Source organism: Hydrococcus rivularis NIES-593, assembly GCF_001904635.1.
Lineage (GTDB): Bacteria > Cyanobacteriota > Cyanobacteriia > Cyanobacteriales > Microcystaceae > Hydrococcus > Hydrococcus rivularis.
The window spans coordinates 131,065-153,743 of the sequence record NZ_MRCB01000009.1; the positions used below are offsets into that span (position 1 = coordinate 131,065).

Here is a 22,679-nt window from a genome sequence, read left to right on the forward strand (position 1 = left end):
GTTAATTTTACAATACCCCAGAACGCGGCTTTTTGCTCTCCCTTCTAGCTTCAATCTCTCGATTAAGACGCTGGATATATTCGCGTACTATCCCTCTGGCTGTGGGTGAAACTTCATTCAAAATTGTCAGGTAATGCTTTTGCATTTGTATCAACTCGCAGTAGTTCTTAAGGCGAATCGGATGAACTTTCACGATTTTTTCTCCTCAAAACCGTTTTCTATCGCTGGTTTGTGCGATGTTATCGATTCGAGTCAACGAGGAGGTAAGTCCCCGTTTGTCTGCCAGCGTTAAAATACTCGAACGCAGAGCATCCTTTAAAGGTTCCGAAGAGAGCTGCGATCGGTAACATAAATAAATATTTGTTTATATTCAACGATTAAATCGCTAAGTGCGGGTAAATTTTCCGAAATTTGCGAGAATCAACATGAAGTCTGAGATACTCAGCCGTTCAACAGCAGGGTTTCCTCTGACTTCGTAAATATCCTGACTCAGAGATCTAGCTCGAATTTCAGCAGAGCGAACTGAGAACTTTATAAGAACTTTATATATTTGTTTTTCTTCCGTAGAAGTAGTGAAACACGCTTTCAATCTCTCATTCAAGTTCAGTAGGAGTACAGATAATAACTAAAACATTGAAAAGTACGATATTCTGAGAACTTAATAAGAGGATGACAGACCATGGTATTGAGGAAAAAGACGACAACTATTAAACAAGTAGTAGCAGGTATTTTCTCCTTACTGTATTTAGGAGTAGGAGTTAATAATGAAATGCTAGCTGTCGCCTTACAAAGTCCTGGAGAATTTTCTCTTATTTTAAAAAGTAAAGAAGATCTATATATAAATGCAGCATATAATTATTTACTAAAAGAAGGAAAGTTAACAGAAGCCAATTTAATCAAACAAACACCCGATAACCAAATTAAACTTGGCAAAGCTTATTGCTCTATGTTGAGCGCAGGAAAAACATTAAATGAAGTTGTCGATCGCTATCGATATCACATCCATGAGATGAAAATCGGTGAATATAGAGAAAAGGAATTAATGAATTTAAATGATGCATTATTAGCTTCAGCTATTACTTATCTCTGTCCTGAGTTTAATCCTTCTAATTAAAATATTCGATTGATTTCTTCATGATGTGTGGAATCCTCGTTACAAACAGCTAGATGCCAAAACTTGAGAATTTGCCTGGCAACTAACTGAGGATAGTAATAATGGAAAAAATGATAACCATGGGGACATTCCCAAATGCGATCGCCTTCTTTCATCCAAGCTTTCCATCCTTTTAAAGCCATCGAATCGACAATGAGATCGTCTTGACTCCCGCAAACCATCAATGGGACAGATACGCCGCCAGGGGAAATCGTTGCTTGTTGATAAAGAGAATGGGGTGAAGGAGAGAAATTTAAATCTTGTTCTAACAGTTTGATTAAATTTTGTGTGCAATTTCTCTCTTGATGACCAAACAAATTCTGAACCAATTTAGCAAGAATCATGTTACGAGTACAAGGCAAAAGCTGATACATAACATAATAATGTGCTTGCCAGTTAATAGCGGGATTGACTCCTACAGCTAATAAAGTCAGCGATTTAACCCTTTCTGGATATTGGCGAGTATAAAGCAATCCCAACAATCCGCTAGTACTATGACCGATTAAATGTATGGGTCTTTGGCAAGATTTTAAATAGTCGTGAAGCAGTACTAATGCAATATCTAAAGAACTCGGTTCGTCTGGGTTTTGGAAATATTCCCACTGTGCAATAGAGACTTGATGCGATAGATGACGAATCAAAAAGCGATCGAAGCGTAGCAAGCTAGGGCTAATATTTATCCAAAGAGCATCGGGTTGTACAGACATACTAACTCTCCTCAAAAAGCTGAGATAGATTTTTGGTAAGATTACTTTTGCAACTCGAACAAGTTAGCGTATGAGATTTAAGTTCAAAATCTCGACAGTTTATCGCTTCCTCTGACATAGCTATCAAAGGATTGACGGTACATTTTAAGCGATAGTCTCCCGTAAAAAAGACACAACGACTGCAAGGAATTTGGTGCATTTTTTTGAGATGCGCTATTCCCTCTTTAGCTGTTCTCCAAAAACTGAAAAATAGCGATCCAATTAAGAGCCAAGCAAAAGTGCCTAATAGTAGCTGTGGTATCATTAGCTAACACCTCTCGATCTATCTCAATAATGTATTTATTAGGGCGAGCAATGCTCGCCAAACTCTCTAGATTTCAAACTCGCTCTTTAATTGAGTCACCCATTGCTTGATTCGCTGTTCGGTTAGTTCGGATTGATTGTCTTCATCCAAAGCAAGTCCAACAAATTTTCCATTCTTGACGGCTTTAGATTCATTAAAATCATAACCATCTGTTGACCAATAGCCCACTGTTTTACCGCCTAGAGAAGAAATTTTTTCTTCTAATATTCCCATGGCATCTTGAAAGTTATCGGCATAGCCAATTTGATCTCCCGTACCAAAATAGGCAACTTTTTTGCCACTAAAGTCGATCTCGTCTAACTCATCATAGTATCCATTCCAATCAGCTTGTAATTCTCCAATATCCCAAGTCGGACAAGCAATAATGATATTCTGATATTTATCAAAATCACTGGCTTCGACTTCAGCAATATCGTATAAAGTTACAACAGATTCGCCGCCAAAAGCTTCTTGTATTATTTCTGCTGCTGACTGAGTTTTTCCAGTGGTACTGCCATAGAAAAGACCAATTTTAGACATGTTTTCTCCTATTAATTGATTAGATCTTGACGAAAAAATTTTGAATGGATAACTGGTATCTTGTGTTCTAAAGACTGACAAATCACTGGCATTTCTTGCCGACAATAAGGACAAAACCAGTAAATGCCCGTTCGATTAATTTGACGAAGTAGCTTATCCTTGCAACAAGGGCAATAATTCATAATTAGTTACTGCTCCTATAATCATTGAGGAATGAATTAATTCATCTCAGAAAAACTAAGTTAATAGCTAGTATCTCTAGGAAAATAAGAAAGAAAAAAAGAATCGATCGCGCCTTTTTTTGCTACCTTTCTTGAGAAATCCTGGGTTAGGCTACCGGAAACTCCTAACCTAAAAATAGAAGAGGAGAACGCTATAAAATTAGATTAAACTTATTGCAATTAATTGTCAACTATTTAAAAAAAATAGTTTGTTAACAAAAGAACAATTGGCTGTCAGCTATTAGTTGAAAGTTTCTTGTTTAAATAACTTAATTTCGTCAAGAAATCAATTTGGTTCAAAACTAAAGTTTGTTGCAATTCAGTTCTGGCACTATTCTCAACAACCGCTCTTGTAAAGAAGACTAAATAGTAATTTCATATCTAGTCTGCTTGAATGTTATCAATAAGGTTGACACTCCTGATATGGGGACGGGAGACGCGGAGATTTTTTATTACCACTAATTATCCATACTTGCTATCACTTTATTTTAATGGAGTTAAGCTTTGAGCCTAGAACTAAAGTTCTAGGCTTTGATGCCAAAGGTGCAAGATCTCAGTTAAACGGACTTTAGCCTCTCAGACCGAGAATTTATTCTCTGTTGCTAGATTTTTCCAGTCGCTATTGTTTGCAAAACTCCCAAATTATCTAACAGCAAATAAGCAAAAATTGCCCCACCAACACCCCCGACTAAAAACGCACCAGAAAATTGGCTCCATCCATCGACAGTCTTAAGAGAATCGGGGACATTTGGAACAGAAGTTGAATAAGTTAATCTATCTTTTGATAGCTCTTTTTTAAAAGAAACTGTGCCATAGATAGACAAACAAATAGTCATAATGACAATTAAGGTACAAGCAGAAATTAAGCCGATTAAATTGGCTTGTTCTGTATCGCGTAGCGGTCCTAATTTAATAAAAGGACCAAGGATAAAATATCCGTGTGCCATGCCAATTTCTAATCCCCTAGCGAGAGGAGAAAGACCAGCCCGATAAATCGGTAAATTCTTCAGCAAAAAGAGCGTAAAATCGGAGGAATTCACTGGAGTTGAAAGATTGCCCGTATAGGGACTACCTGCAAGTTTAATTACCGTATCGCCCCTCTGGAAATCAAATCCTGCTGCTTCCCCTCTGGCACGAATAGCATGCCAAATATGACCAAAAAGAAACAGAACTGCGAGAACGAAATGAAACGTTGCCAACCAACCGCGTGCCGAGATATTTCCAGTACTGGTTTCAATTATGCCAACAGGCCCATAAAAGACTTCAGGATAGACGGTATTATTGACACTGACAAAGTAGGCGGCTAAAAATCCCATGTAAGCGATCGCGCCTAAACTATAAGATAGATAAGCTTCTCCAGAATAAATCAACACTCGACGCGCCCAAGCTAGCGGTTTCGTTGCAATATGCCAGAAGCCACCCAGCATGCAAAGCAAACCAACCCAGATATGACCCCCGACGACATCTTCAAGATTATCAACAGCTGCCATACCTTGGGCATCCGATGCACCAAACAAATAGCCAAAAATCTTGATGGGATTAATAGTCGGGTTAGCAATCATTCGTACCTCACCAGCAGCACCCGTCCAGGGGTCGAATAGTCCGCCCCAAAACATCGCTTTAAACACTAGCAAAAATGCACCGATGCCGAGAAAAATGAGGTGAATACCAATAATGGTCGTCATTTTATCCCCATTTTTCCAGTCATAACCAAAAAATCCGGCAAAGGTGCGATTTTCCTCCAGCACGTCCGGTCCTAATAAGGCATGGTAGATGCCACCAGCACCTAACACAGCCGAAGAAATTAGATGCAATACCCCGATAACAAAATAAGGATAGGTGTCAACAATTTCACCTCCTACACCTACCCCAAAGCCTAAAGTCGCTAGATGAGGCAATAATATTAACCCTTGTTCGTATATCGGCAAGTCAGGATTGTAGTGAGATATCTCGAATAAGGTCATCGCTCCTGCCCACAAAACAATTAAACCTGCATGAGCAACATGCGCTCCTAACAACTTACCCGATAAATCCACAAAACGGGCGTTTCCAGCCCACCAGCCCACATTGGGAATTCGCCCGCGATAGGGACTTTCCTCAATCACTGCCGTCATTTGTTTTAACCTCCTTCGCGTAAACTTCTGCAATTGGTAATAAATCTGCTTTTGTTAACGATTTAGCCCTCACCTTCGGAGAGGGGTGCCCATTAGGGCAGGGTGAGATCAAAGAGGATTTAGCATTAATTCGTTGGTTCATAGTTAACCATCGTCGGATTGACTCGACCTTTCTGAAAATCAAAACCAGCCGCCCGCAAAGCGTGCCAAATATGCCCTTGCAGGAAAAAGAACGCCAACCAAAAATGCGTGTTTGCCAACCAAGTGCGCGATGAGACAACTTCAGGATTGTCGAGAGAAAAATAAGGAAAAAGACTCAACTTAACCGACAGTGGCGCACCGTAGAATACCTCTGGATAAACCGTCGTATTGATAGAAACAAAGTAAGCAGCAATAAACCCCATCAGCGCCAGCGCACCTAAACTATAGGAAAGGTAAGCCTCTCCCGACCACACAAACAGCCGATGCGTCCAGCGAAAAGGTTTAGTAACGATGTGCCAGATACCCCCAGTAATGCAGATTGCACCTATCCAGATATGACCGCCAATAACATCCTCTAAGTTATCAACGCCAGCAATCCAGTTTCTCTCAACCGCACCGAAGAGATAGCCAAAAATAACACCTGGATTGAGAGTGGGATTGGTGACTTCTCGCACGTTCTCAATTGCTGGGTCGTAGATGCCCCCAAAAAACATCGCTTTCGCTACCAATAGCAGCGCCCCCAATCCCAACAAGATTAGGTGAATGCCAAGAATAGTAGTCATCTTGTTGCCGTCTTTCCAGTCGTAACCAAAAAACGAAAATTGGGTTTCTAGATATTCTGGTCCAAACAAAACGTGAAAAATCCCGCCAAATCCTAAAAAGGCGGAGGAAATTAGATGTAACGAACCAATGACAAAGTAAGAATAAGTATTGACAATTTGCCCCCCTTCTCCGACACCGAAACCTAATGTAGCGAGGTGAGGAAGTAAGATTAACCCTTGCTCGTACATAGGTCGTGCGAGATCGAAATGGGTAATTTCAAACAGCGTCATTGCCCCCGCCCAGAAAACAATTAAACCTGCATGGGCAACGTGAGCGCCTAGCAATCGACCTGACATATCGGTAAAGCGGGCATTTCCTGCCCACCATGGAATATCGTTATTGCCTTGCTCTATCAAGCGCGGACTTTCAGAAACTGCGGTCACGGCGATAGACCTCCTCGTCAGCTTTATTGAAAATAAAAATCAATAAGTTTATCTTTTTAAGCTTATGACATCTTGAAATTTATTGAAAGTTATTTTCATTTAGATTAGAAAAATTGATAAGCTTAACTTTAATTCACAAGTCAAGTTAATGGAATCAATCGCATTATGTAACCAGCTTTACAGAAGCTTGCCGCTCTCAAATCCTAGTAGCTTATTAAAAATTATTACTAATAACTTTGAATTTTAATAGCAATAAGGCACAATCGAGCAATGAAACTTAATCTTCTTTCTGAATTGGAGGTACCATCTTGCAGACATACGGAAATCCTGATGTGAAATATGACTGGTGGGCTGGTAATGCTCGCTTTGCCAACCTATCTGGTCTCTTTATCGCTGCCCATGCCGCCCAAGCTGCTTTAATCGTCTTTTGGGCAGGAGCATTTACGCTCTTTGAAATCTCCAGATATTCTCCTGATATACCAATGGGAGAACAAGGATTGATTCTCCTCCCCCACCTAGCAACTTTGGGCTGGGGTGTTAGTAAAGGTGGTCAGGTAGTTGATACCTATCCCTATTTTGTTGTAGGTGCGATACACCTCATTTCATCTGCCGTTCTTGGTGCAGGGGCGCTATTCCACACGTTTAAAGGCGAAAGCGACTTAAAGCAAGCCTCTGGTAATGCGCGTAAATTCCACTTCGAGTGGAACGACCCCAAACAACTCGGTTTGATTTTAGGACATCATTTATTATTTCTCGGCGCAGGTGCTTTGCTGCTCGTTGCTAAAGCGATGTTTTGGGGCGGACTGTACGACTCCACTATCGGCGAAGTTCGCGTCGTCACCGATCCGACTCTTAACCCCTTAACTATCTACGGCTATCAGACCCATTTTGCCTCGGTCAATAACCTGGAGGATTTAGTTGGCGGTCATATCTATGTCGGGATTCTCCTGATTGCTGGCGGGGTTTGGCATATCATTACCCCTCCTTTGGAATGGGCGAAGAAGCTATTAATTTTCTCTGGCGAGGCAATTCTGTCTTATTCTCTCGGCGGCATTGCTTTAGCTGGATTTGTAGCTGCCTACTTCTGTGCGGTCAATACTCTTGCCTATCCGCCCGAATTTTATGGTCCCGTTCTCCAAATCAAATTGGGAGTCGTACCCTATTTCGCGGATACGGTGGACTTGCCTCTGGGCACTCATACGGCACGCTGTTGGCTAGCGAATGCTCATTTCTTCTTGGCATTTTTCTTCCTGCAAGGACATCTGTGGCACGCACTGCGGGCGATTGGATTCGATTTTAGAAGAATTACTCAGGCGCTGGATAATATGGGCACTCCCCAAGCTGGTTCTCCTGTGGTTAGCAAGCCAGTGTCTACTCCAGCCGCAGCTTCGGCTGAAGGTCGATAAGCAATTTTTCTTACACCTTAACTAAAGGGGGCAAATTGCCCCCGTTTCTAGAAATCAATAAACAAATACTAACGCGAGGAGGTATATACTTGTGACAACGACTGGAATGCGTGCATCTGGGGCGCGCGACTGGAGTTGGCTATCGGGTAACGCCCGTCTCATCGATCTGTCAGGGCAATTGCTGGGCGCGCATATCGCTCATGCTGGCTTGATTATGTTTTGGGCGGGATCGGTTACGCTGATAGAAGTAACAAAGTTTGTTCCCGACAAAGCCATGTCCGACCAAGGATTACTTTTACTTCCCAATTTAGCCAGACTCGGTTGGGGAGTAGGTTCCGGTGGGACGATTACAGACACCTATCCCTATTTCGTTATTGGAATTTTTCATTTAGTTGCCTCGGCAGTTTTAGGAGCAGGCGGTCTTTTTCACGTCTTTAGAGGTCCATCTATCTTAAAAAATGGGGGAGCAAATGCCAAGAAATTTCACTATGAATGGAGCGATCCCAAGCAATTAAGCTTAATTTTAGGGCATCATCTCATTTTTCTCGGTATGGCGGCGCTTTTGTTTGTCGCCAAAGCGATGTTCTTTGGGGGAATTTACGATCCTGCCGTGGGAGAAGTTCATCTTGTCGCTAACCCAACTATCGATCCGTTTACCATTTTTGACTATCTCTTTGGTTTTGCCGATGGACGGTGGAATCCGCTAGGAATGGCGGCGGTCAACAATTTAGAAGATATCATCGGCGGTCATATTTGGGTGGGCGCTATGTGTATTGCTGGCGGTGTATGGCACATTACGACTGAACCTTTTCAGTGGATTAAAGGCGCTTTCGTTTTCAACGGACACGGAATTCTCTCCTACAGTCTGGCAGGAGTAGCACTGATGGCGTTTACGTCTTGCTATTTTGTGGCTTTTAACGATACCGTCTTCCCGCCTGAATTTTACGGTGCGGATCGCACTCAGTTTGCCTTCGTTCAGTTTGCACTGTGCCTGACTTTCTTAGGAGGTCACATTTGGCACGCTTTCAAAGCGCGATCGCAAGCTATCGAGCTGCGCGATAATTTTTATGCGTTTCTAGTAGGTTTTCTCGGACTCGCCATCCTAGTCATCTCATTAGTGCTGCTTTCTTTTAGACCCTAACTATAGATTGTCTGTGCCTAGAAACCCCGATTTCTAGGCACAAATTGGCAAGCTAGGCATTACCCAAGAAAGGCTAGTTACCTCCTCCCAACGCCAAACCTCCTGTCGTCGGCTATGGCGTGGGCTTCCATCCCTCACGATATAGCATTTCTAGATCGGCACTTATATCATTTTTCATTCATTAATGACAGAGATGGTCGATTGCCCCCACCCAAACCAGTGCCCCCACCCAAACCAGGAGAAGGGAAAAAGATGTCGATCGCGAAAACCTGAAAATTGGTATTACTTGGCAGAGTTTTCAGAAATTTAGGACGTTCGACTGTAGAACCGTCGCTAGTAGTCAGGAATTTTTCAAGTCCGAGGTTAATTCCAATAGCGCGTCCATGTATTGGAACATCAGGAATCGACACCTTAGATGAAATAGTTACGACGCTGTACGCGTAGCATGAGCGTTGGGTAGTTTACGCTATAGTCGTGCGATCGGCTTTGCTGCTGCCCAAAGGGCGATCGCGCTAAAAATTCCCTTAGCCTAGCGTCTCGTACAACAACTAGATGAGAATCTCTTTAAACAACAAAAAGGTTGTTTAAAGCGATGAGTACCGATTTTCTTTAAGTTTTGCGATCGAGATGTTAAATTAATCTCAAGATTTTCTAGAAAAATTATATAGCTTATTTACAATTATTGGCAAGTAGTTGTTAAGTAAGGTCTGGCATGGACGACGACCCAAACAACCGACCCAGAAAATCGCACGAAAATCGCCACGGTTGGGAATTTACCTTCATAGAAGAAACCTTAGACATTGAATCTGAAACAAGCGAGTCGGTAGAACTTGCGCCGGAGTTTAGCGAGAGCAACTCAGCGATCGAGCAAGTCTTTCCCTTAACGACCACCCAAGTCGGCGATCGCGTGTGGATTGTAGGCTTTAGCGGCAAAGGTGGAATCAGTCGCCTGCTCAGTTTGGGATTGATTCCAGGAGCCGAAGTGGAGGTAATTAGTTGTACTCCAGGCGGATCGGTCATTGTCAAATTTCAGAACAATCGCCTCGGTTTAGGAGCAGGGATGGCCAATCGAGTCCTAGTTACGGATAATCCCGTTTTTAAAACTCGGAGGAAGGAACGTCAAATGAATGCGGACACCAGTATCCACTTACAGGATCTACCTGTGGGGGCGAGAGGTCGCGTCGTCGGTTATGAGCAATCGGGTGGCGGCTATAAAAGAAAACTGCTGTCAATGGGACTGACACCGGGTATAGAATTCAAAGTCATTCGTCACGCTCCCCTAGGCGACCCCGTAGAAATCGAGGTGCGGGGTTTTAAACTCAGCCTTCGCAAACAAGAAGCCGATGCTTTGATTGTAGAGGAGGTAGACAATGCCTGAGACAAAGACCTTGACCATCGGACTGGCGGGCAATCCCAACTGCGGTAAAACGACCCTCTTTAACGCCTTAACGGGAGCCAATCAACGAGTAGGGAACTGGCCGGGGGTAACGGTCGAACGCAAAGAAGGCAGCTATCGCTACAACGGCAACGCGATCGCGGTTGTTGACTTACCTGGGGTCTATTCCTTAGATGCAGAAGATGAAGAGACGAGTTTAGATGAATTGGTGGCGCGAGATTATCTTTTGTCTGGAGAAGCCGATTTAATTGTCAATATCGTCGATGCTTCTAACTTAGAGCGCAATCTTTACCTGACTACTCAGATGCTGGAAATGGGCGTGCCGATGGTAATCGCGCTCAACATGATCGATGTAGCTAGAAAACAGGGACTACGCATCGATCCGGCAGTGCTATCAGAGCGTTTGGGCTGTCCCGTTATCCCTACCGTCGCTTCGCGGGAAGAGGGAATAGAAATTCTCAAGGAAATCATCGCTCGCCAGGCCAGCAATCCCAGCCGTCTCGATCGCTACGTTGCTTATCCAGCCGTCATCGAAGAAGCGATCGCATCCCTACTTCCCTGGCTAATAGAACGCAGTCCTCAAGGGACAGTCGCACCGCGCTGGCAGGCTATTAAACTCCTGACCTACGATAATACAGCCATCCCCGCTGCCGGAGGCAGGGAGTTAGAAAAGCTAGTGGTCGAACATCGCCGCCAGATCCATCAGGTACTGGGAGAAGATATCGATATCATCATTGCCGATAGTCGCTATGGCTTTATCCACCAAATTGCTACGGGAGCGGTAGAACATTCCCAGGAAATCAAAGCCAATATTTCCGACAAAATCGATCGCGTGGTTCTCAATCGCTGGTTAGGAATTCCGATCTTTTTGTGTGTCATGTATTTGATGTTCCTGTTTACGATTAACATCAGCAGTGCCTTTATCGATTTCTTTGACATTGCAGCAGGAACGATCTTCGTCGATGGCTTCGGCGCACTGCTGAGCAAAATCAGTACGCCAGAATGGTTGAAAGTTCTCCTTGCCGATGGGGCTGGCGGTGGTATTCAGACGGTTTCTACCTTTATTCCCGTCATCGGATTTCTTTTCCTGTTCCTCTCCTTTCTAGAAGACTCCGGTTACATGGCGCGAGCGGCTTTTGTCATGGATCGATTCATGCGTTTTATCGGTCTTCCCGGCAAATCCTTCGTGCCAATGTTGGTAGGGTTTGGCTGTAATGTCCCTGCGATTATGGCGACTCGTACCTTAGAAAATCAACGCGATCGCTTGATGACGATTGCCATGAATCCCTTTATGTCCTGCGGCGCGAGATTGCCCGTCTACGCGCTTTTTGCCGCCGCTTTTTTCCCTGTTGCCGGACAAAATGTTGTCTTTGGTCTCTACTTGGTTGGCATTGCGATCGCGATTTTTACGGGGTTGGTTCTCAAAAATACCCTCCTCCAAGGACAAGCATCGCCTTTTATTATGGAACTGCCTCCCTACCATCTACCCCGCCTTAAAGGGGTGCTATTGCGTACCTGGGAGCGACTGAAAGGGTTTATGGTGCGTGCGGGGAAGGTCATCGTCGCGATGGTAATCGTACTGACCCTATTAGGCTCTATCGGGACTGATGGCTCCTTTGGCAACGACAACAGCGAAAAATCCGTTCTCAGTTCCATGAGTCGCACAATTACGCCTGCCTTTGCCCCGATGGGATTAGAACAAGACAACTGGCCCGCCACTGTGGGAATTTTTACGGGGGTTTTGGCAAAAGAAGCGATGGTGGGCACTCTGGACTCGATTTATGGCAACCTTGCCCAACAAGACGCGATCGCGGCCGGACAAGCACCTAAAGAAGAAAGCTTCGACTTCTGGGGCGGTCTTGGAGAAGCTTTTGCGACTATTCCTGCTAATTTAGCAGAAGTTCCCGGTCAGCTACTCGATCCCCTCGGTTTAAATATTGGCGACGTACAAGATACTAACGTAGCTGCCGAGGAGCAAGAAGTCGCAGTAGGAACCTTTGGCGCGATGAGTAAGCGCTTTGACGGAAAAGTAGGGGCTTTTGCTTATTTATTGTTCGTATTGATGTATTTTCCCTGCGTTGCGGCTACAGGAACAGTCTATCGGGAAACCAATTTAAGATGGACGCTATTTGTAGCGGGATGGACGACGGGGTTGGCTTATTGGAGTGCGACGATGTTTTATCAAATCGCAACTTTCTCACAGCATCCCGGTTCTTCTACGGCTTGGATCGTCGGACTGGCAGTTATCATGGTCGGTACTATTGCTGCGCTGAGAATAGCGCGACCCCTTTGTTTCCCGACACTTCAAACCCAGAAACGCGAGCGATCGCTTGTCAGTCGTCGATAGCAAGACGCAAACTATGATTTTGACTGAAATTCAGGAATTTATCTGCCAGTCTCGCCAAGTTTCTTTGGCAGACATAAAACTTCATTTCCACATGAATGAAGAGACTCTCCGACCAATGCTCAAAAAGCTGCTCAAAAAAGGACGAATTCGTCAGTTACCGATTCCCCAGAGATGCGATGGCTGTATTTGTTGCCATCTCGATACCTTGGAAGTTTACGAGTGGGTTGGCATAGACAAATAATCAGTAGACCGAAAAGTTTTGCGATCGCTCTAAAAGCTTCTAGTTTATCTAGTTCGGGAAAACACTAGCGTCAATATCCTAGTTATAGCAGTTTTCAGTTAGATGAGAAACGGGTATTGGTCGATGGGGGAAAGGGGGAGCCGACGCGCACGCGGGAGCGAGCCGTAAGGCAAGCGGGAGGAGCATCGAGGGGAAGGGGGAAAAAAATACTGTATTCTATTCACTTGCCAATTGCTGTAACTAACAAAACTCAAATCGCCCTCACCCCAACCCCTCTCCCGCTCTGGGAGAGGGGCTTTCCACTTAAGACTTTGACCTGAAGTCCCTTCGCCCCTTGTGGGAGAAGGGATTTAGGGATGAAAGGACAAAGTCAACCGCCAGGAAATTAATTTCCTGGCGGATGGTATAAGTCCATTAAAATGGACTGAAATAATCGTAGATAGTCATCTTTAGATGACTTTGGCTATTAGCCCCGAATTTATTCGAGGGCTTTTTTGTCAATAAAGCTTAAAAGCATGGCGAGCCGACTCGATTGGGTGAGATGATGGAATTAACGACCCAATAGCCCTTCCCTTGTCTCAACTATCCTTCGCGGATCGCTTCTTTAGATTGATAGGACTTCCAGGAATAGCTGTGGAGTCGTTTTGATGGCTAGTAGCAGTCGGAGGTCACGAGTGATGGGAGAGGAAGCCAGGACTCGAACGGTTCATTATCGCATCGTTCATCTAATGACAGGGCGAGTGCGCTTTCGCGTGCCAAAGTTGGCAAGAGATCCCGACTATGCCCATCGCTTGCAAAGATTAATCGAATCTGCTCCCCATGTCACTCAGGTACGCCTAAAACCTGCTGCCGCTTCCATCGCTATCCGCTATCAAGCTCAACTGGCATCTGAGGCAAAGGTGAGAAAGCATTTAATTCGTTTGATTCAAGCCGCAGATGTAGATGAAGGTTGTCCGTCAGCCGCTTCCTCGACAGAGGCGGAATCGGGCAATTGGTCTGAGTTAAAATTACCTGTTCTCGCTACTCTCCTAGCACTAGGCAAAGAAGTATGGCGATTGCCCATTCCCCAATCGATGGTGGCTGCTTCGGTGGCTGTCGCCGGGTTGCCCGTTGCCAAACGAGCAACTCAGAGCCTTGTAAGGCAAAAAAAACTGAATATTGACTGCTTAGATTTAATTGCCCTCATCCTGTCATCGATGCAGGGACGATGGCTGACTCCAGCCCTATTATTACTGCTCCACGAATTGGGCGATACGATCCGCGATCGCACTGCCAACTCTTCTACCAGTCGAGCAGCCAACTTACTCTCTAGTATCGGTCATTTTGCCTGGGTAGAACGCAATGGCAAACAACAGGTTCCCATTGAAGAAGTGCGAGTCGGCGATACCGTCATCGTCTATCCCGGCGAACAAATTCCGGTTGACGGTCAAATTCTCAAGGGAGCTGCCATAATCGACGAGCAGAAACTGACGGGCGAATCGATACCAGTCGTTAGGGAGATAGGACAGTCAGTTTATGCCTCAACTTTAGTGCGCTCTGGCGAAATCTATATCCAGACGGAACGAGTGGGCAACCAAACCCGTGCGGGAGCTAGCGTCGAGTTAATTCGGCAGGCTCCGGTTTACGACACGCGCATGGCAAATTATGCCGCCAACATTGCTGAGGTTGCCGTCCTTCCCGCCTTGTTTTTAGCCGGAGGCATTTGGGCAGTTACCCGCAACCCAGCCAGAGCCGTTTCTATCCTAACCCTCGACTTTGTGACGGGAATTCGGGTGTCTCTGCCGACAACCTTCTTAGCCGCCCTCAACCATGCCGCACGGCACGGCGTTTTGATTCGTAGCGGACGCGCCTTAGAGAAATTAGCCCAAGTCGATACCTTGGTCTTCGACAAAACGGGAACGCTCACTCAAGGCGATTTACAAGTGGTCGGGGTAAAAGCGGTAACGGGCAGGATGTCCGAAATGAGAATTCTAGAACTGGCGGCAGCAGCAGAACAGCGCCTCACCCATCCTTTAGCGGAAGCGATCGCGCGCTATGCTCGGTTACAAGGAACTCGGATTTTGCCGCGCAGCGAGTGGAATTACGAGCTAGGTTTGGGGATACGCGCAGAAATTGATGGCGAGACGGTTTTGGTTGGTAGCGATCGCCTTCTCAAACAAGCCGGAATTCATCTAGACTGCTTCTGGGAAGACCATTCCTACCTGCTGGAGGATTGCCAGAACTATCCCGATTGTCCGATTTCTGCCGATGCTTCTCTCATTTACATCGCCAGTCAGGGTCAATTCCAAGGCACGATTCAATATGCCGATCCCCTCCGTCCTGAGAGCCAGCAGGTCATTCAAACCCTGCAAGACCAGTATGGCATGGCAGTATATGTGTTGACAGGAGATAACCGCAAACGCGCCTTTGCCGTCGCCTCTGCTTTGGGAATTCCCCCAACGCAAGTTTGTGCCGAAGCTTTCCCCGAACAGAAAGCTGAGATCGTCCGCCAGCTACGCAACTCTGGCAAGACGGTCGCTTTTGTGGGGGATGGACTGAATGATTCGGTAGGGTTGGCTTATGCCGATGTCTCGATTTCCTTTGGCAATGCTTCAGAAGTGGCAAGGGAAACCGCCGACGTGGTATTGATGAATAACGATCTCAACGGTTTACTCGACGCGATCGCTATTGCTAGGGAAACCAAGCAAGTTATTGGACAGAATATTAATTTATCCGTCATTCCCAATCTAGCTGCCTTGTTGCTGGCTTCTACCATCGGACTGCACCCGCTTGTGGCTACAGTCGTTCACAATGGCAGTGCGATCGCGGCTGGCTTAAATGGCTTGCGCCCTCTTCTACAACACCATTACAGCAATTGATCCCAATTCACAATTCGCAATGATCAGTTCGCAATTAGTCAACAGCTCTGGGTATAATACCATTTTTCATTCATTAATGACAGAGATGGTCGATCGCCCTCACCCCTCACCCTTCTCCCAAATTGGGAGAGGGGAGAAGAATGTCGATCGCGACTAATAAAAATCGGTGTAAGGCTTTTTCATTGAGCATCTGTAGCGTTCTTTTTTAGAAATGGTATGAGATGGTTTTTGACGATTAACTGGCGGATTTAGCTGCTGTTATTTCTGCAAGTGCGATCGCACAAGCCTAACTTTGCGATCGCCTGTTCGGGGTTTCCCAAAATCGGGAAGCTATGATGCTCGCTTTTCAAGCCGTTCGGCAATCCAGACTTTGATGATTGATTGGCGGCTCACGCCTAGACGATTCGCCTCTCGATCGAGGGCATCGATCATCCAGACGGGAAAATCCACATTGACTCGTCGTTGCTCGTGTCCGGGACGACGCGCTTGACTGATAAAGCTTACCGCTTCGTCAATCCGACAAGCCGTGTAGAGATAAATCGTGCAAGAGCAAGTTAACTCAGAGCTTTGAGATTCCCCTTGCTATTTGAGAATTGATTTCAATTAACTCTTATGATACAGTTGAGACGAGCTAGTAATTGCTACTAATTATCAATTGCTGAGGAAAATTTGAGCGGCGATCGCTAGCTCTTTCTCTCGTCTCACCTTTAAATTGAAAGGATTTTATGGAGCAATGGGTTAATCTATTAGTGCAAGTAGCTAAACCTGTCGTCAAAACCTTAGTCTATGCCGGCACGAGTAGCTTGTTAGATAAGGTTCAAGCCGAAATCAAAAACGAGCAGCAAAATCAGGCGAGAAACCTACTGAATTCCCTAGGAATTGAAGATGTTATCGGGATTTTTAAAAAATTAGACGAATTTACTGATTCAAATGCCAAAGAGCAACGCTTAGAATCAGAAAATCTAGCCCTCCTACAAATAGCCGAGCGATCGCGACAGACAATGCTCCAACTGCCGGAAATTTACCAAATCCTCGAACATTGGCCCCTGCGACTATTGCCCGCTCAACTGTTCGACGCTTCTCATCCCAATGGTCTCCCTCCCCTGAGAATTTTTCTTTCCCCGCCACAGTTTCCCTCAGATAGATTAGAGGCGCGAGAAATCGAACAAAAATTAGCGCAACAACTGCGAGAATTTCTCAATCAACACTATCCCCTGCGCAGTCAAGATCGACCCACAGAATTTTTAGACGGCGTTTGGAAGAGCCAAGAGGTTCGGGGAGAGTGTAGCATTAAAGCGCTGTTTTGGATGCTCAGAGCGGCTCCTAGCCTAATTTTAGAATCAGAAGTAGAAGGAGATTTTCTTAACGTTCGCTTAGCTTACTGGAGTTCACAACAGGAAAACTATTACTATAAAACGCTCCTAAAACTCCCTTACAAATCCTTGTTAGAAGAGTCTGCCAAAAATCGCGCCAGAACGTGGAAAAACACGAGAAACCGACTGCTAGCGTTAGGAAAAAATGCCGAACAAGTCAAGCGTCTCGGCGGAGATAATGCAATTAACCTAGCCATTCTCGAAGAAGCGGAAGCGTTGCAAAGTACGGGAATCGCGCTTGGGGAATTAAGATTCCTTTACCAATTGAATCGAAAAGATTGGGAAGATTTGTGTCAATTGCTAGGGATTTGTTACTGTTCGATCGCCGGATGGGTAGTCGATTTTCACTATCTTGTCAAAGAGAATGTACCCCCCCGTTTCCCTGAGTGGCTGCCTCAATTAACCCAAGAGGCTTCTGGGCTACCGAGCTTTCAATCTGTCATCCAAGCGACAATCTCAATTTATCCTCAGATTTTAGAAGAGATCGGCAAAAATTGTCCCGAAACCATCCCAGAACTAACGTTACAGCTTGCTCGCAGTTCGATCCACCTTGGCGATCGCGATTTGGCAAAAGAGCAAATTAATTACTCCCTCGAACGATGGCTACAGCTGCATCAATTGTCTCGACTCGAAGATCTCCAAGAGTCGGAAGCCATACCGCCAACGATGACGGGGAGAGATATTAACTATTTAAAAACTCTCAAATCCTGTCTGTCAGATATTGGCGACGAATGGGGGGGTGTTCGACTAGAAGAGCTTTTCAAGGCGATCGCACAGCAAGGCAATAACCATCAACTCAATCGACAAACCAGTTTTGTTCTGAGTCATACTTTCACGAAGTGGGAGGAGGATCCGCCATCAAAAGGCGAAGTATCCCCCATTAGCGCGGCAGACAAAGTCGCGTTCCTTGGCATTAGTGTTGATGGAAAATATCTAGTCAGTAGCGGTAATGACAAAACGGTTGAGTTGTGGCAGCACGAGCGAAAAAGTTGGCAACCTTATGTCAGTCAAACGCTGACGGGACAAAAAGGAAAAGTGTTGGCGTTCGCCCTCAACTGGAACGGACAGATCCTCGTCAGTAGCGAGAAAACCCAGCACAGAAGCTACATCAAAATCTGGAATCTGCTAACGGGAAAACTTCAGCGAACGCTATTGGGTCACAAACAGCCAATTCGCGCCCTTGCCATCAGTCCTTGGGAAAACGGCAGCAATCGCTATTTTATTGCCAGTGGCAGCCATAAAATTAAACTTTGGGACTTACAGACGGGAGAATCCTTTCAGACGCTTTTTGGGCATCGAGCTTGGGTTTACGCGATCGCCCTGAGTGCCGACGGTCAGTTTCTTCTCAGTGGCAGTGAAGACAGAAGTATCAGAATTTGGCACCTGCGGACGGGAAAGTTAATCCACACGCTGACAGGTCATCAAGGCAGCGTAAGAGCGCTGGCGATCGCGCCGGATGGACGAAGGTTTGTCAGTGGCAGCGACGATGGAACCATCAAATTGTGGGATTTGCCAGCAGGAAAACTGCTGCATACTTTTACAGGTCACTCAGGTGCAGTCAACGCTGTTGCCCTCAGTCCTCACGGTCAGCATCTCATCAGTGGCAGCGAGGACCAGACGATTCGGATTTGGGATATTCAGACTGGGAAACGGCTTCAGACGCTCGCGGGCCATCGGGGAGCGGTTCGGGCGATCGCTCTCAGTCCCGATGGACAAACCTTAGCCAGTTACAGTGAGGACAAGACGATTCGGATTTGGCAAGCTAAGTTAGAGATTTTGTGCGATAGCGAACCTCGCTTTGCGATCGCAGCTTCCTAAAATTCAACAGAACTTGCTATTGCTTATCCGCCCTGCGATTCGATGGTTTTTGTCAATCTTTCTATTGCGCTAGTCAGTCTTTCTTGAGACTGTAGGGCAGGATCTAGCACTGGTTCTTCTTGTGCCGCTACTTCTTCTTGTCGTTTGAATCTGGTAATGGCGCGAATGGCTAAAAACAAGACAAAAGTAATAATAATAAAGTCAACGACTGCGCCAAGGAACTTACCAATGGCGATTCCTGGAGGAATGGTTATCGTTCTCCAGTCCGCTCCAGCCATTGACACAAGCGGATTAATCAATGGCATGATGATATCTTCTACAAAAGAGGTAATTATCTTGCCAAAAGCACCGCCAATAATGACTGCGATCGCCAACTCGACCACGTTGCCTTTGAGCGCGAACTCCTGAAAATCTCTCATGAATCCGCTGACTCTTCTTCTTCTTGCCATAGTTTTATTCCTTCAATTCGTTTTTCCTAAAGCTTAAACTATGAACCGACGAAGAAATAGACGATTTTTTGAGTTAAATTGATTCGTGAATTTTATTGACATCCCAAACTCGCTCGCGTCGAAATGCCCGTGATGGGATTAACGCCATCGGCACGATCGCACAATAGTTTAGCTTGGTAGCGATCGAGTACCGCCCCGGAAAAATCTGCTCCCGTAATCGTCGTGTCGTAGAAACGAGTCCGAGTAGCGATCGCATCGACAAAAATCGCATTGGTCAAATCGGCAAAATCTAAAGTCACCCGATCCATCAGAGAATTTGTCAGGTTTGCGCCCTTTAAATTAGCGCCCAAGAGGACTCCTTCAGTGAGAATCGTATTGGAGAGATCGGAATCCTCAAAATTAATGCCTCGCATATCGGCGGCAGCAAAAACCCCACCTGCCAGATCTTTGTGGGAAAAGTCTTGATTTGCCAGTTGAGCGTAGGTGTAGTTAACGACTTTATCTTGCGCTAAGACGGGGCTAGCATCCAACAGTACCCACAATCCTGCTAGCAGCAACAGTCCTAGCAATCCTAGCAAACGCCAAATTAGGGTTCTGAACGTCATCGATCTAATTAGTTTCTGATTTCTTGAGGAAGCTGTCACCTACAAGCAACTGTTTGGCATCCGCTCCAAGGCGAATGGTTAAATCAGAATCGAGATCGCCTGTAGACGATGCTTCTACTTTACCGACCCCTAAGTTACTTTTCAAGATGCTCGCAGCTTCTAAATTTCCCGTTTGGGCGATAATTTCAGTTTTTCCCAACAGTTCTGGCGACCCTTCCGTTAAATAGACCTTTTGAAACTGTTTCTGAGTTAGATAGTCTAGAAAGCGATTGGCTAAACCAGGATCGTTAGTAGCATTTTGAATGGCAATTTTGACTTTATAGGGGTCGATTGCTGCTAGTGGAGATTGGGCAGCGCGATCGAAGTATTCATCTACAATGCGATCGCGTTCCTTCTCGGCAATAATCCAGTAACTCTCGGCATCGGATTTCTTTTGCTGGCTAAAACTTCCCGGCAGCATCACCATAGTGAGATTCTCCTCGTTTAAATCCTTTCCAAAACTGACTAGGGCAAGCATTTCTTCTAGAGAGAGGTTAGTGTCGATCTGCTGTTGCAGAATTTGTATCGCCTGGGGAAGGCGAGGGAGTACGGAAGGATTGTAAAGGCGTTTTTTTAATGCCTTTAAAAAAATTTGCTGTCGCTGCACTCGTCCGAGATCGCCACCGTCGCGATCGCTCCGAAACCTGACGAATTCTTCTGCCTGCTTGCCATTGAGCGTTTGCCAGCCTGTTTGCAAATCGATCTCCAGATTTTGCGCTGTATCTCGGTAGGACATCGAATAAGGCACGTACACCTCAACCCCGCCAACCCAATCGACCAATTCCCGCAACGCATCAGTCGTAATTCGCACGTAGCGATCGATCGCTACGTCATTGAGCGATCGACTGACGACTCTGGCGGCTAAAGCGGGACCACCATGCAGATTCGCCTGACTGATTTTAGTAAAGCTAGCGTCGGGAACTTCCACGCGGCTATCCTTGGGAATCGATAATAACCGTAGCGATCGAGCGCTGGGATCGACGCGCAGTAGCAGCACGGTATCGCTGTAACCTGAAAAAGATTCTGGCTTGCCTTTAGGGGCGTTGGGAACGCGATCGACCCCCATGACTAGAATATTGATGGGGCGTGACAAACTATGTTGCAGCAGCGATCGCCAACTTTCATCGGCAGACGGATTGGTTGCTTTAGCTAGGGGAAATTTGGCGTTTTGGACGATGCGAACGAGATTGAGAGAGGAAGGACTCACTAAAGCGATCGAAGCCCCCACGATGGCAGAAATAGCTGCTGTGAAGCTTACCATTCCTCCCCAGAGGATTCCTAGATAAAAGGGAGGCAATCGCTTCGGTTTTTGAGGTGGAGTGGGATTTTTTGTTTTTTGCGATCGCTCACCAGAATTTCTAGGAAATCTTTCTACACTATTTCCCATGTTTACCTCACACCCCTTAACCAGCGCTCACCATGCTGGAACGATGACATTTAGATCGCTAGAAGCAAAAAATTCTAAAAAGTTCCGTTTGTTTGTCTTTTGTTATTGGTCATTGGTCATTTGTCATTTGTTAGTGGTTAGTAGTTTGTCTTCTTCTCCTGCTTCCTTGTCCCCCTATCTCCCTTGTCTCCCACCCTCCCCACACTTTTCTCTTAGAACGTGAGACGATAGACAAAGCGAGCAAAAGTTTCTCCAGCGATCGGAAATCGTCACAGGTTACACTGTTATTTATGTAACTTATTTCGATTGCGATCGCGTCGTGCAACCCCACTAAAAGCCAGTCTTACACTGAGACTCGCTTTATTTTTCTAAAAATACTTCTCAGACAGACTAATCTTAGCTATTTTTCTCAAAAATTCTATGAGTGCTCAACAACAATCAACCAATCTAACTGTTGAAGAAGCTCTTAAAATTCTCAAAGAATATAGTTGCGTTCAGCTTAAAACAGTCGAGTCACAGGCAGATAGAGAGCAACTTCGTCAAGCGTTACTGCTAGTGACTAGCTTATCGGAATACGAAAATTTAGGCATTTGTGCCGATAATGCTAAAGAAGGTTTTGCCGCCCTATCCAGTTATTTACAAGCGTTGGGTTATGACACAAATTTTGAACCCACTTCCATTGCTGAAACTCAAGGTGCAATTTATCTCAAATTCAATACACAAAAAATGTCTTATTACCTCGACTCTTATACAGGAAGCTATCGAGGAGTTCTCGTTTCTTGTCAATCCGAAAATGATACCCTAGTCGGAACTTACGGTCATTTTCCTTTGGATTTATTTAGTAATTATTAAGGAATTATGGTTCATCAAGAGCAGATTTCTCTGTCCACCAAACCAAATGGAGATATGCACGATCTGACCGATAAAGTCGATCGCATCGTGAAAAATTCAGGGATTAGGACAGGGATTGCTCATATTTTTAATATCGGTAGTACGGCTGCCATTGGCACAATTGAATTTGAACCAGGACTACAAAAAGATTTACCAGAAATCCTCAATAAACTCATCCCACCCAGTCGGGAATACCGACACGAACAAACTTGGCATGATGGCAACGGGCATTCTCACCTGCAAGCAACAATCTTAAGTCCTTCTCTAACAGTTCCCGTGCGAAATGGAAGGCTAGAATTGGGAACTTGGCAGCAAATTTTTCATCTCGAATGCGATGTAAAACCTCGTCAGCGTCAAATTATTGTCACGATTTATGGAGATTGAACCTCCACACGCTAACAAACGCGGTGTAGCGGGGGATTCCCTGTTCACCGACCCGCGCCTCCTAGAATTACTCCTACTT

20 protein-coding genes and 1 pseudogene are annotated in these 22,679 nt (G+C 45.4%); 11 read left to right on the forward strand and 10 right to left on the reverse strand.

Features of this window, described 5'->3' with window-relative positions; translation table 11 throughout:
- Positions 1–7: 7 nt before the first annotated feature.
- Positions 8–193 (reverse strand): hypothetical protein, encoded by a 186-nt coding sequence (locus tag NIES593_RS23510; RefSeq protein WP_139253668.1) that lies wholly within the window; start codon positions 191–193, stop codon positions 8–10.
- Positions 194–679: 486 nt separating this feature from the next.
- Here NIES593_RS23510 and NIES593_RS10025 point away from each other — a divergent pair, with 486 nt between their 5' ends.
- On the forward strand, positions 680–1,114 hold the full coding sequence (locus NIES593_RS10025) for a DUF732 domain-containing protein (protein ID WP_073599444.1): 435 nt from the start codon (positions 680–682) through the stop codon (positions 1,112–1,114).
- Here the strand turns inward: NIES593_RS10025 and NIES593_RS10030 are convergent.
- From NIES593_RS10030 to NIES593_RS10050, 4 genes are all read right to left on the reverse strand, one after another.
- Complete coding sequence (locus NIES593_RS10030) at positions 1,111–1,860, reverse strand: alpha/beta hydrolase (RefSeq protein ID WP_073599445.1); 750 nt, start codon at positions 1,858–1,860, stop codon at positions 1,111–1,113. The genes NIES593_RS10025 and NIES593_RS10030 overlap by 4 nt on opposite strands.
- Positions 1,861–2,230: 370 nt before the next feature.
- Positions 2,231–2,743: a flavodoxin FldA gene (gene fldA, locus NIES593_RS10040; protein WP_073599447.1), complete on the reverse strand. Its 513-nt coding sequence runs from the start codon at positions 2,741–2,743 to the stop codon at positions 2,231–2,233.
- A gap of 823 nt (positions 2,744–3,566) precedes the next feature.
- Positions 3,567–5,078, reverse strand: coding sequence for a chlorophyll a/b binding light-harvesting protein (locus NIES593_RS10045; protein ID WP_073599448.1), 1,512 nt, complete (start codon positions 5,076–5,078; stop codon positions 3,567–3,569).
- Positions 5,079–5,203: 125 nt separating this feature from the next.
- The gene (locus NIES593_RS10050) at positions 5,204–6,265 is read right to left on the reverse strand and encodes a chlorophyll a/b binding light-harvesting protein (RefSeq protein ID WP_073599449.1); all 1,062 of its coding nucleotides are present in this window, start codon (positions 6,263–6,265) and stop codon (positions 5,204–5,206) included.
- Between the two features lie 308 nt (positions 6,266–6,573).
- Here NIES593_RS10050 and NIES593_RS10055 point away from each other — a divergent pair, with 308 nt between their 5' ends.
- Positions 6,574–7,671, forward strand: coding sequence for a chlorophyll a/b binding light-harvesting protein (locus NIES593_RS10055; RefSeq protein WP_073599450.1), 1,098 nt, complete (start codon positions 6,574–6,576; stop codon positions 7,669–7,671).
- Between the two features lie 106 nt (positions 7,672–7,777).
- Positions 7,778–8,812, forward strand: coding sequence for a chlorophyll a/b binding light-harvesting protein (locus NIES593_RS10060; RefSeq protein ID WP_073599451.1), 1,035 nt, complete (start codon positions 7,778–7,780; stop codon positions 8,810–8,812).
- Between the two features lie 167 nt (positions 8,813–8,979).
- Here NIES593_RS10060 and NIES593_RS24560 read toward each other — a convergent pair whose 3' ends face one another.
- Positions 8,980–9,222 carry a hypothetical protein gene (locus tag NIES593_RS24560; RefSeq protein ID WP_073599452.1) on the reverse strand — a complete coding sequence of 81 codons (243 nt, stop codon included), beginning with the start codon at positions 9,220–9,222 and terminating at the stop codon, positions 8,980–8,982.
- A gap of 302 nt (positions 9,223–9,524) precedes the next feature.
- Here NIES593_RS24560 and NIES593_RS10070 point away from each other — a divergent pair, with 302 nt between their 5' ends.
- The 5 genes from NIES593_RS10070 (at position 9,525) to NIES593_RS24060 (ending at position 15,811) form a co-directional block, all read left to right on the forward strand.
- Entirely contained in the window at positions 9,525–10,190 is a 666-nt protein-coding gene (locus NIES593_RS10070) for a FeoA family protein (RefSeq protein WP_073599453.1), read from the forward strand.
- Entirely contained in the window at positions 10,183–12,555 is a 2,373-nt protein-coding gene (feoB, locus tag NIES593_RS10075; protein ID WP_073599454.1) for a Fe(2+) transporter permease subunit FeoB, read from the forward strand. Before NIES593_RS10070 ends, feoB begins: the two co-directional genes overlap by 8 nt.
- A 13-nt stretch (positions 12,556–12,568) precedes the next feature.
- Positions 12,569–12,796, forward strand: a complete 228-nt coding sequence (locus NIES593_RS10080) for a FeoC-like transcriptional regulator (protein WP_073599455.1) — start codon at positions 12,569–12,571, stop codon at positions 12,794–12,796.
- 677 nt (positions 12,797–13,473) lie between these two features.
- Positions 13,474–15,654 carry a heavy metal translocating P-type ATPase gene (locus NIES593_RS10085; protein WP_073599456.1) on the forward strand — a complete coding sequence of 727 codons (2,181 nt, stop codon included), beginning with the start codon at positions 13,474–13,476 and terminating at the stop codon, positions 15,652–15,654.
- 19 nt (positions 15,655–15,673) lie between these two features.
- Positions 15,674–15,811: a hypothetical protein gene (locus NIES593_RS24060; protein ID WP_175561091.1), complete on the forward strand. Its 138-nt coding sequence runs from the start codon at positions 15,674–15,676 to the stop codon at positions 15,809–15,811.
- Between the two features lie 173 nt (positions 15,812–15,984).
- On the opposite strand, the pseudogene brnA reads toward NIES593_RS24060, so the two are convergent.
- A pseudogene (gene brnA / locus NIES593_RS25500) lies at positions 15,985–16,149 on the reverse strand (type II toxin-antitoxin system BrnA family antitoxin); the annotation flags it as partial.
- Positions 16,150–16,379: 230 nt separating this feature from the next.
- On the opposite strand from brnA, the gene NIES593_RS10095 reads away from it, so the two are divergent.
- Positions 16,380–18,845, forward strand: a complete 2,466-nt coding sequence (locus NIES593_RS10095) for a WD40 repeat domain-containing protein (protein ID WP_073599458.1) — start codon at positions 16,380–16,382, stop codon at positions 18,843–18,845.
- A 23-nt stretch (positions 18,846–18,868) separates the two neighbouring features.
- On the opposite strand, the gene mscL is transcribed toward NIES593_RS10095, so the two are convergent.
- The 3 genes from mscL to NIES593_RS10110 form a co-directional block, all read right to left on the reverse strand.
- A complete protein-coding gene (gene mscL, locus NIES593_RS10100; protein WP_073599459.1) occupies positions 18,869–19,294 on the reverse strand; it encodes a large conductance mechanosensitive channel protein MscL in 426 nt (141 codons plus the stop codon).
- A 92-nt stretch (positions 19,295–19,386) separates the two neighbouring features.
- Positions 19,387–19,899, reverse strand: a complete 513-nt coding sequence (locus tag NIES593_RS10105) for a pentapeptide repeat-containing protein (RefSeq protein WP_073599460.1) — start codon at positions 19,897–19,899, stop codon at positions 19,387–19,389.
- A gap of 4 nt (positions 19,900–19,903) precedes the next feature.
- Entirely contained in the window at positions 19,904–21,325 is a 1,422-nt protein-coding gene (locus NIES593_RS10110) for an LCP family protein (RefSeq protein WP_073599461.1), read from the reverse strand.
- A gap of 420 nt (positions 21,326–21,745) precedes the next feature.
- Between NIES593_RS10110 and NIES593_RS10115 the strand changes: the two genes are divergently transcribed.
- Positions 21,746–22,177, forward strand: a complete 432-nt coding sequence (locus tag NIES593_RS10115) for a DUF1824 family protein (protein WP_073599462.1) — start codon at positions 21,746–21,748, stop codon at positions 22,175–22,177.
- Between the two features lie 6 nt (positions 22,178–22,183).
- Positions 22,184–22,600, forward strand: coding sequence for a secondary thiamine-phosphate synthase enzyme YjbQ (locus NIES593_RS10120; RefSeq protein WP_073599463.1), 417 nt, complete (start codon positions 22,184–22,186; stop codon positions 22,598–22,600).
- Positions 22,601–22,679 lie beyond the last annotated feature (79 nt).

What these genes read in the sequence shown, in the direction of transcription:
- NIES593_RS10030 (WP_073599445.1), bottom strand. Translation starts at nt 1,860, where the DNA reads ATGTCTGTACAACCCGATGCTCTTTGGATAAATATTAGCCCTAGCTTG.
- feoB (WP_073599454.1), top strand. Translation starts at nt 10,183, where the DNA reads ATGCCTGAGACAAAGACCTTGACCATCGGACTGGCGGGCAATCCCAAC.
- NIES593_RS10085 (WP_073599456.1), top strand. Translation starts at nt 13,474, where the DNA reads ATGGGAGAGGAAGCCAGGACTCGAACGGTTCATTATCGCATCGTTCAT.
- NIES593_RS10105 (WP_073599460.1), bottom strand. Translation starts at nt 19,899, where the DNA reads ATGACGTTCAGAACCCTAATTTGGCGTTTGCTAGGATTGCTAGGACTG.
- NIES593_RS10045 (WP_073599448.1), bottom strand. Translation starts at nt 5,078, where the DNA reads ATGACGGCAGTGATTGAGGAAAGTCCCTATCGCGGGCGAATTCCCAAT.
- fldA (WP_073599447.1), bottom strand. Translation starts at nt 2,743, where the DNA reads ATGTCTAAAATTGGTCTTTTCTATGGCAGTACCACTGGAAAAACTCAG.
- NIES593_RS10115 (WP_073599462.1), top strand. Translation starts at nt 21,746, where the DNA reads ATGAGTGCTCAACAACAATCAACCAATCTAACTGTTGAAGAAGCTCTT.
- NIES593_RS10095 (WP_073599458.1), top strand. Translation starts at nt 16,380, where the DNA reads ATGGAGCAATGGGTTAATCTATTAGTGCAAGTAGCTAAACCTGTCGTC.
- NIES593_RS10025 (WP_073599444.1), top strand. Translation starts at nt 680, where the DNA reads ATGGTATTGAGGAAAAAGACGACAACTATTAAACAAGTAGTAGCAGGT.
- NIES593_RS10070 (WP_073599453.1), top strand. Translation starts at nt 9,525, where the DNA reads ATGGACGACGACCCAAACAACCGACCCAGAAAATCGCACGAAAATCGC.
- NIES593_RS10110 (WP_073599461.1), bottom strand. Translation starts at nt 21,325, where the DNA reads ATGGGAAATAGTGTAGAAAGATTTCCTAGAAATTCTGGTGAGCGATCG.
- NIES593_RS10120 (WP_073599463.1), top strand. Translation starts at nt 22,184, where the DNA reads ATGGTTCATCAAGAGCAGATTTCTCTGTCCACCAAACCAAATGGAGAT.
- NIES593_RS10060 (WP_073599451.1), top strand. Translation starts at nt 7,778, where the DNA reads ATGCGTGCATCTGGGGCGCGCGACTGGAGTTGGCTATCGGGTAACGCC.
- mscL (WP_073599459.1), bottom strand. Translation starts at nt 19,294, where the DNA reads ATGGCAAGAAGAAGAAGAGTCAGCGGATTCATGAGAGATTTTCAGGAG.
- NIES593_RS24060 (WP_175561091.1), top strand. Translation starts at nt 15,674, where the DNA reads ATGATCAGTTCGCAATTAGTCAACAGCTCTGGGTATAATACCATTTTT.
- NIES593_RS10080 (WP_073599455.1), top strand. Translation starts at nt 12,569, where the DNA reads ATGATTTTGACTGAAATTCAGGAATTTATCTGCCAGTCTCGCCAAGTT.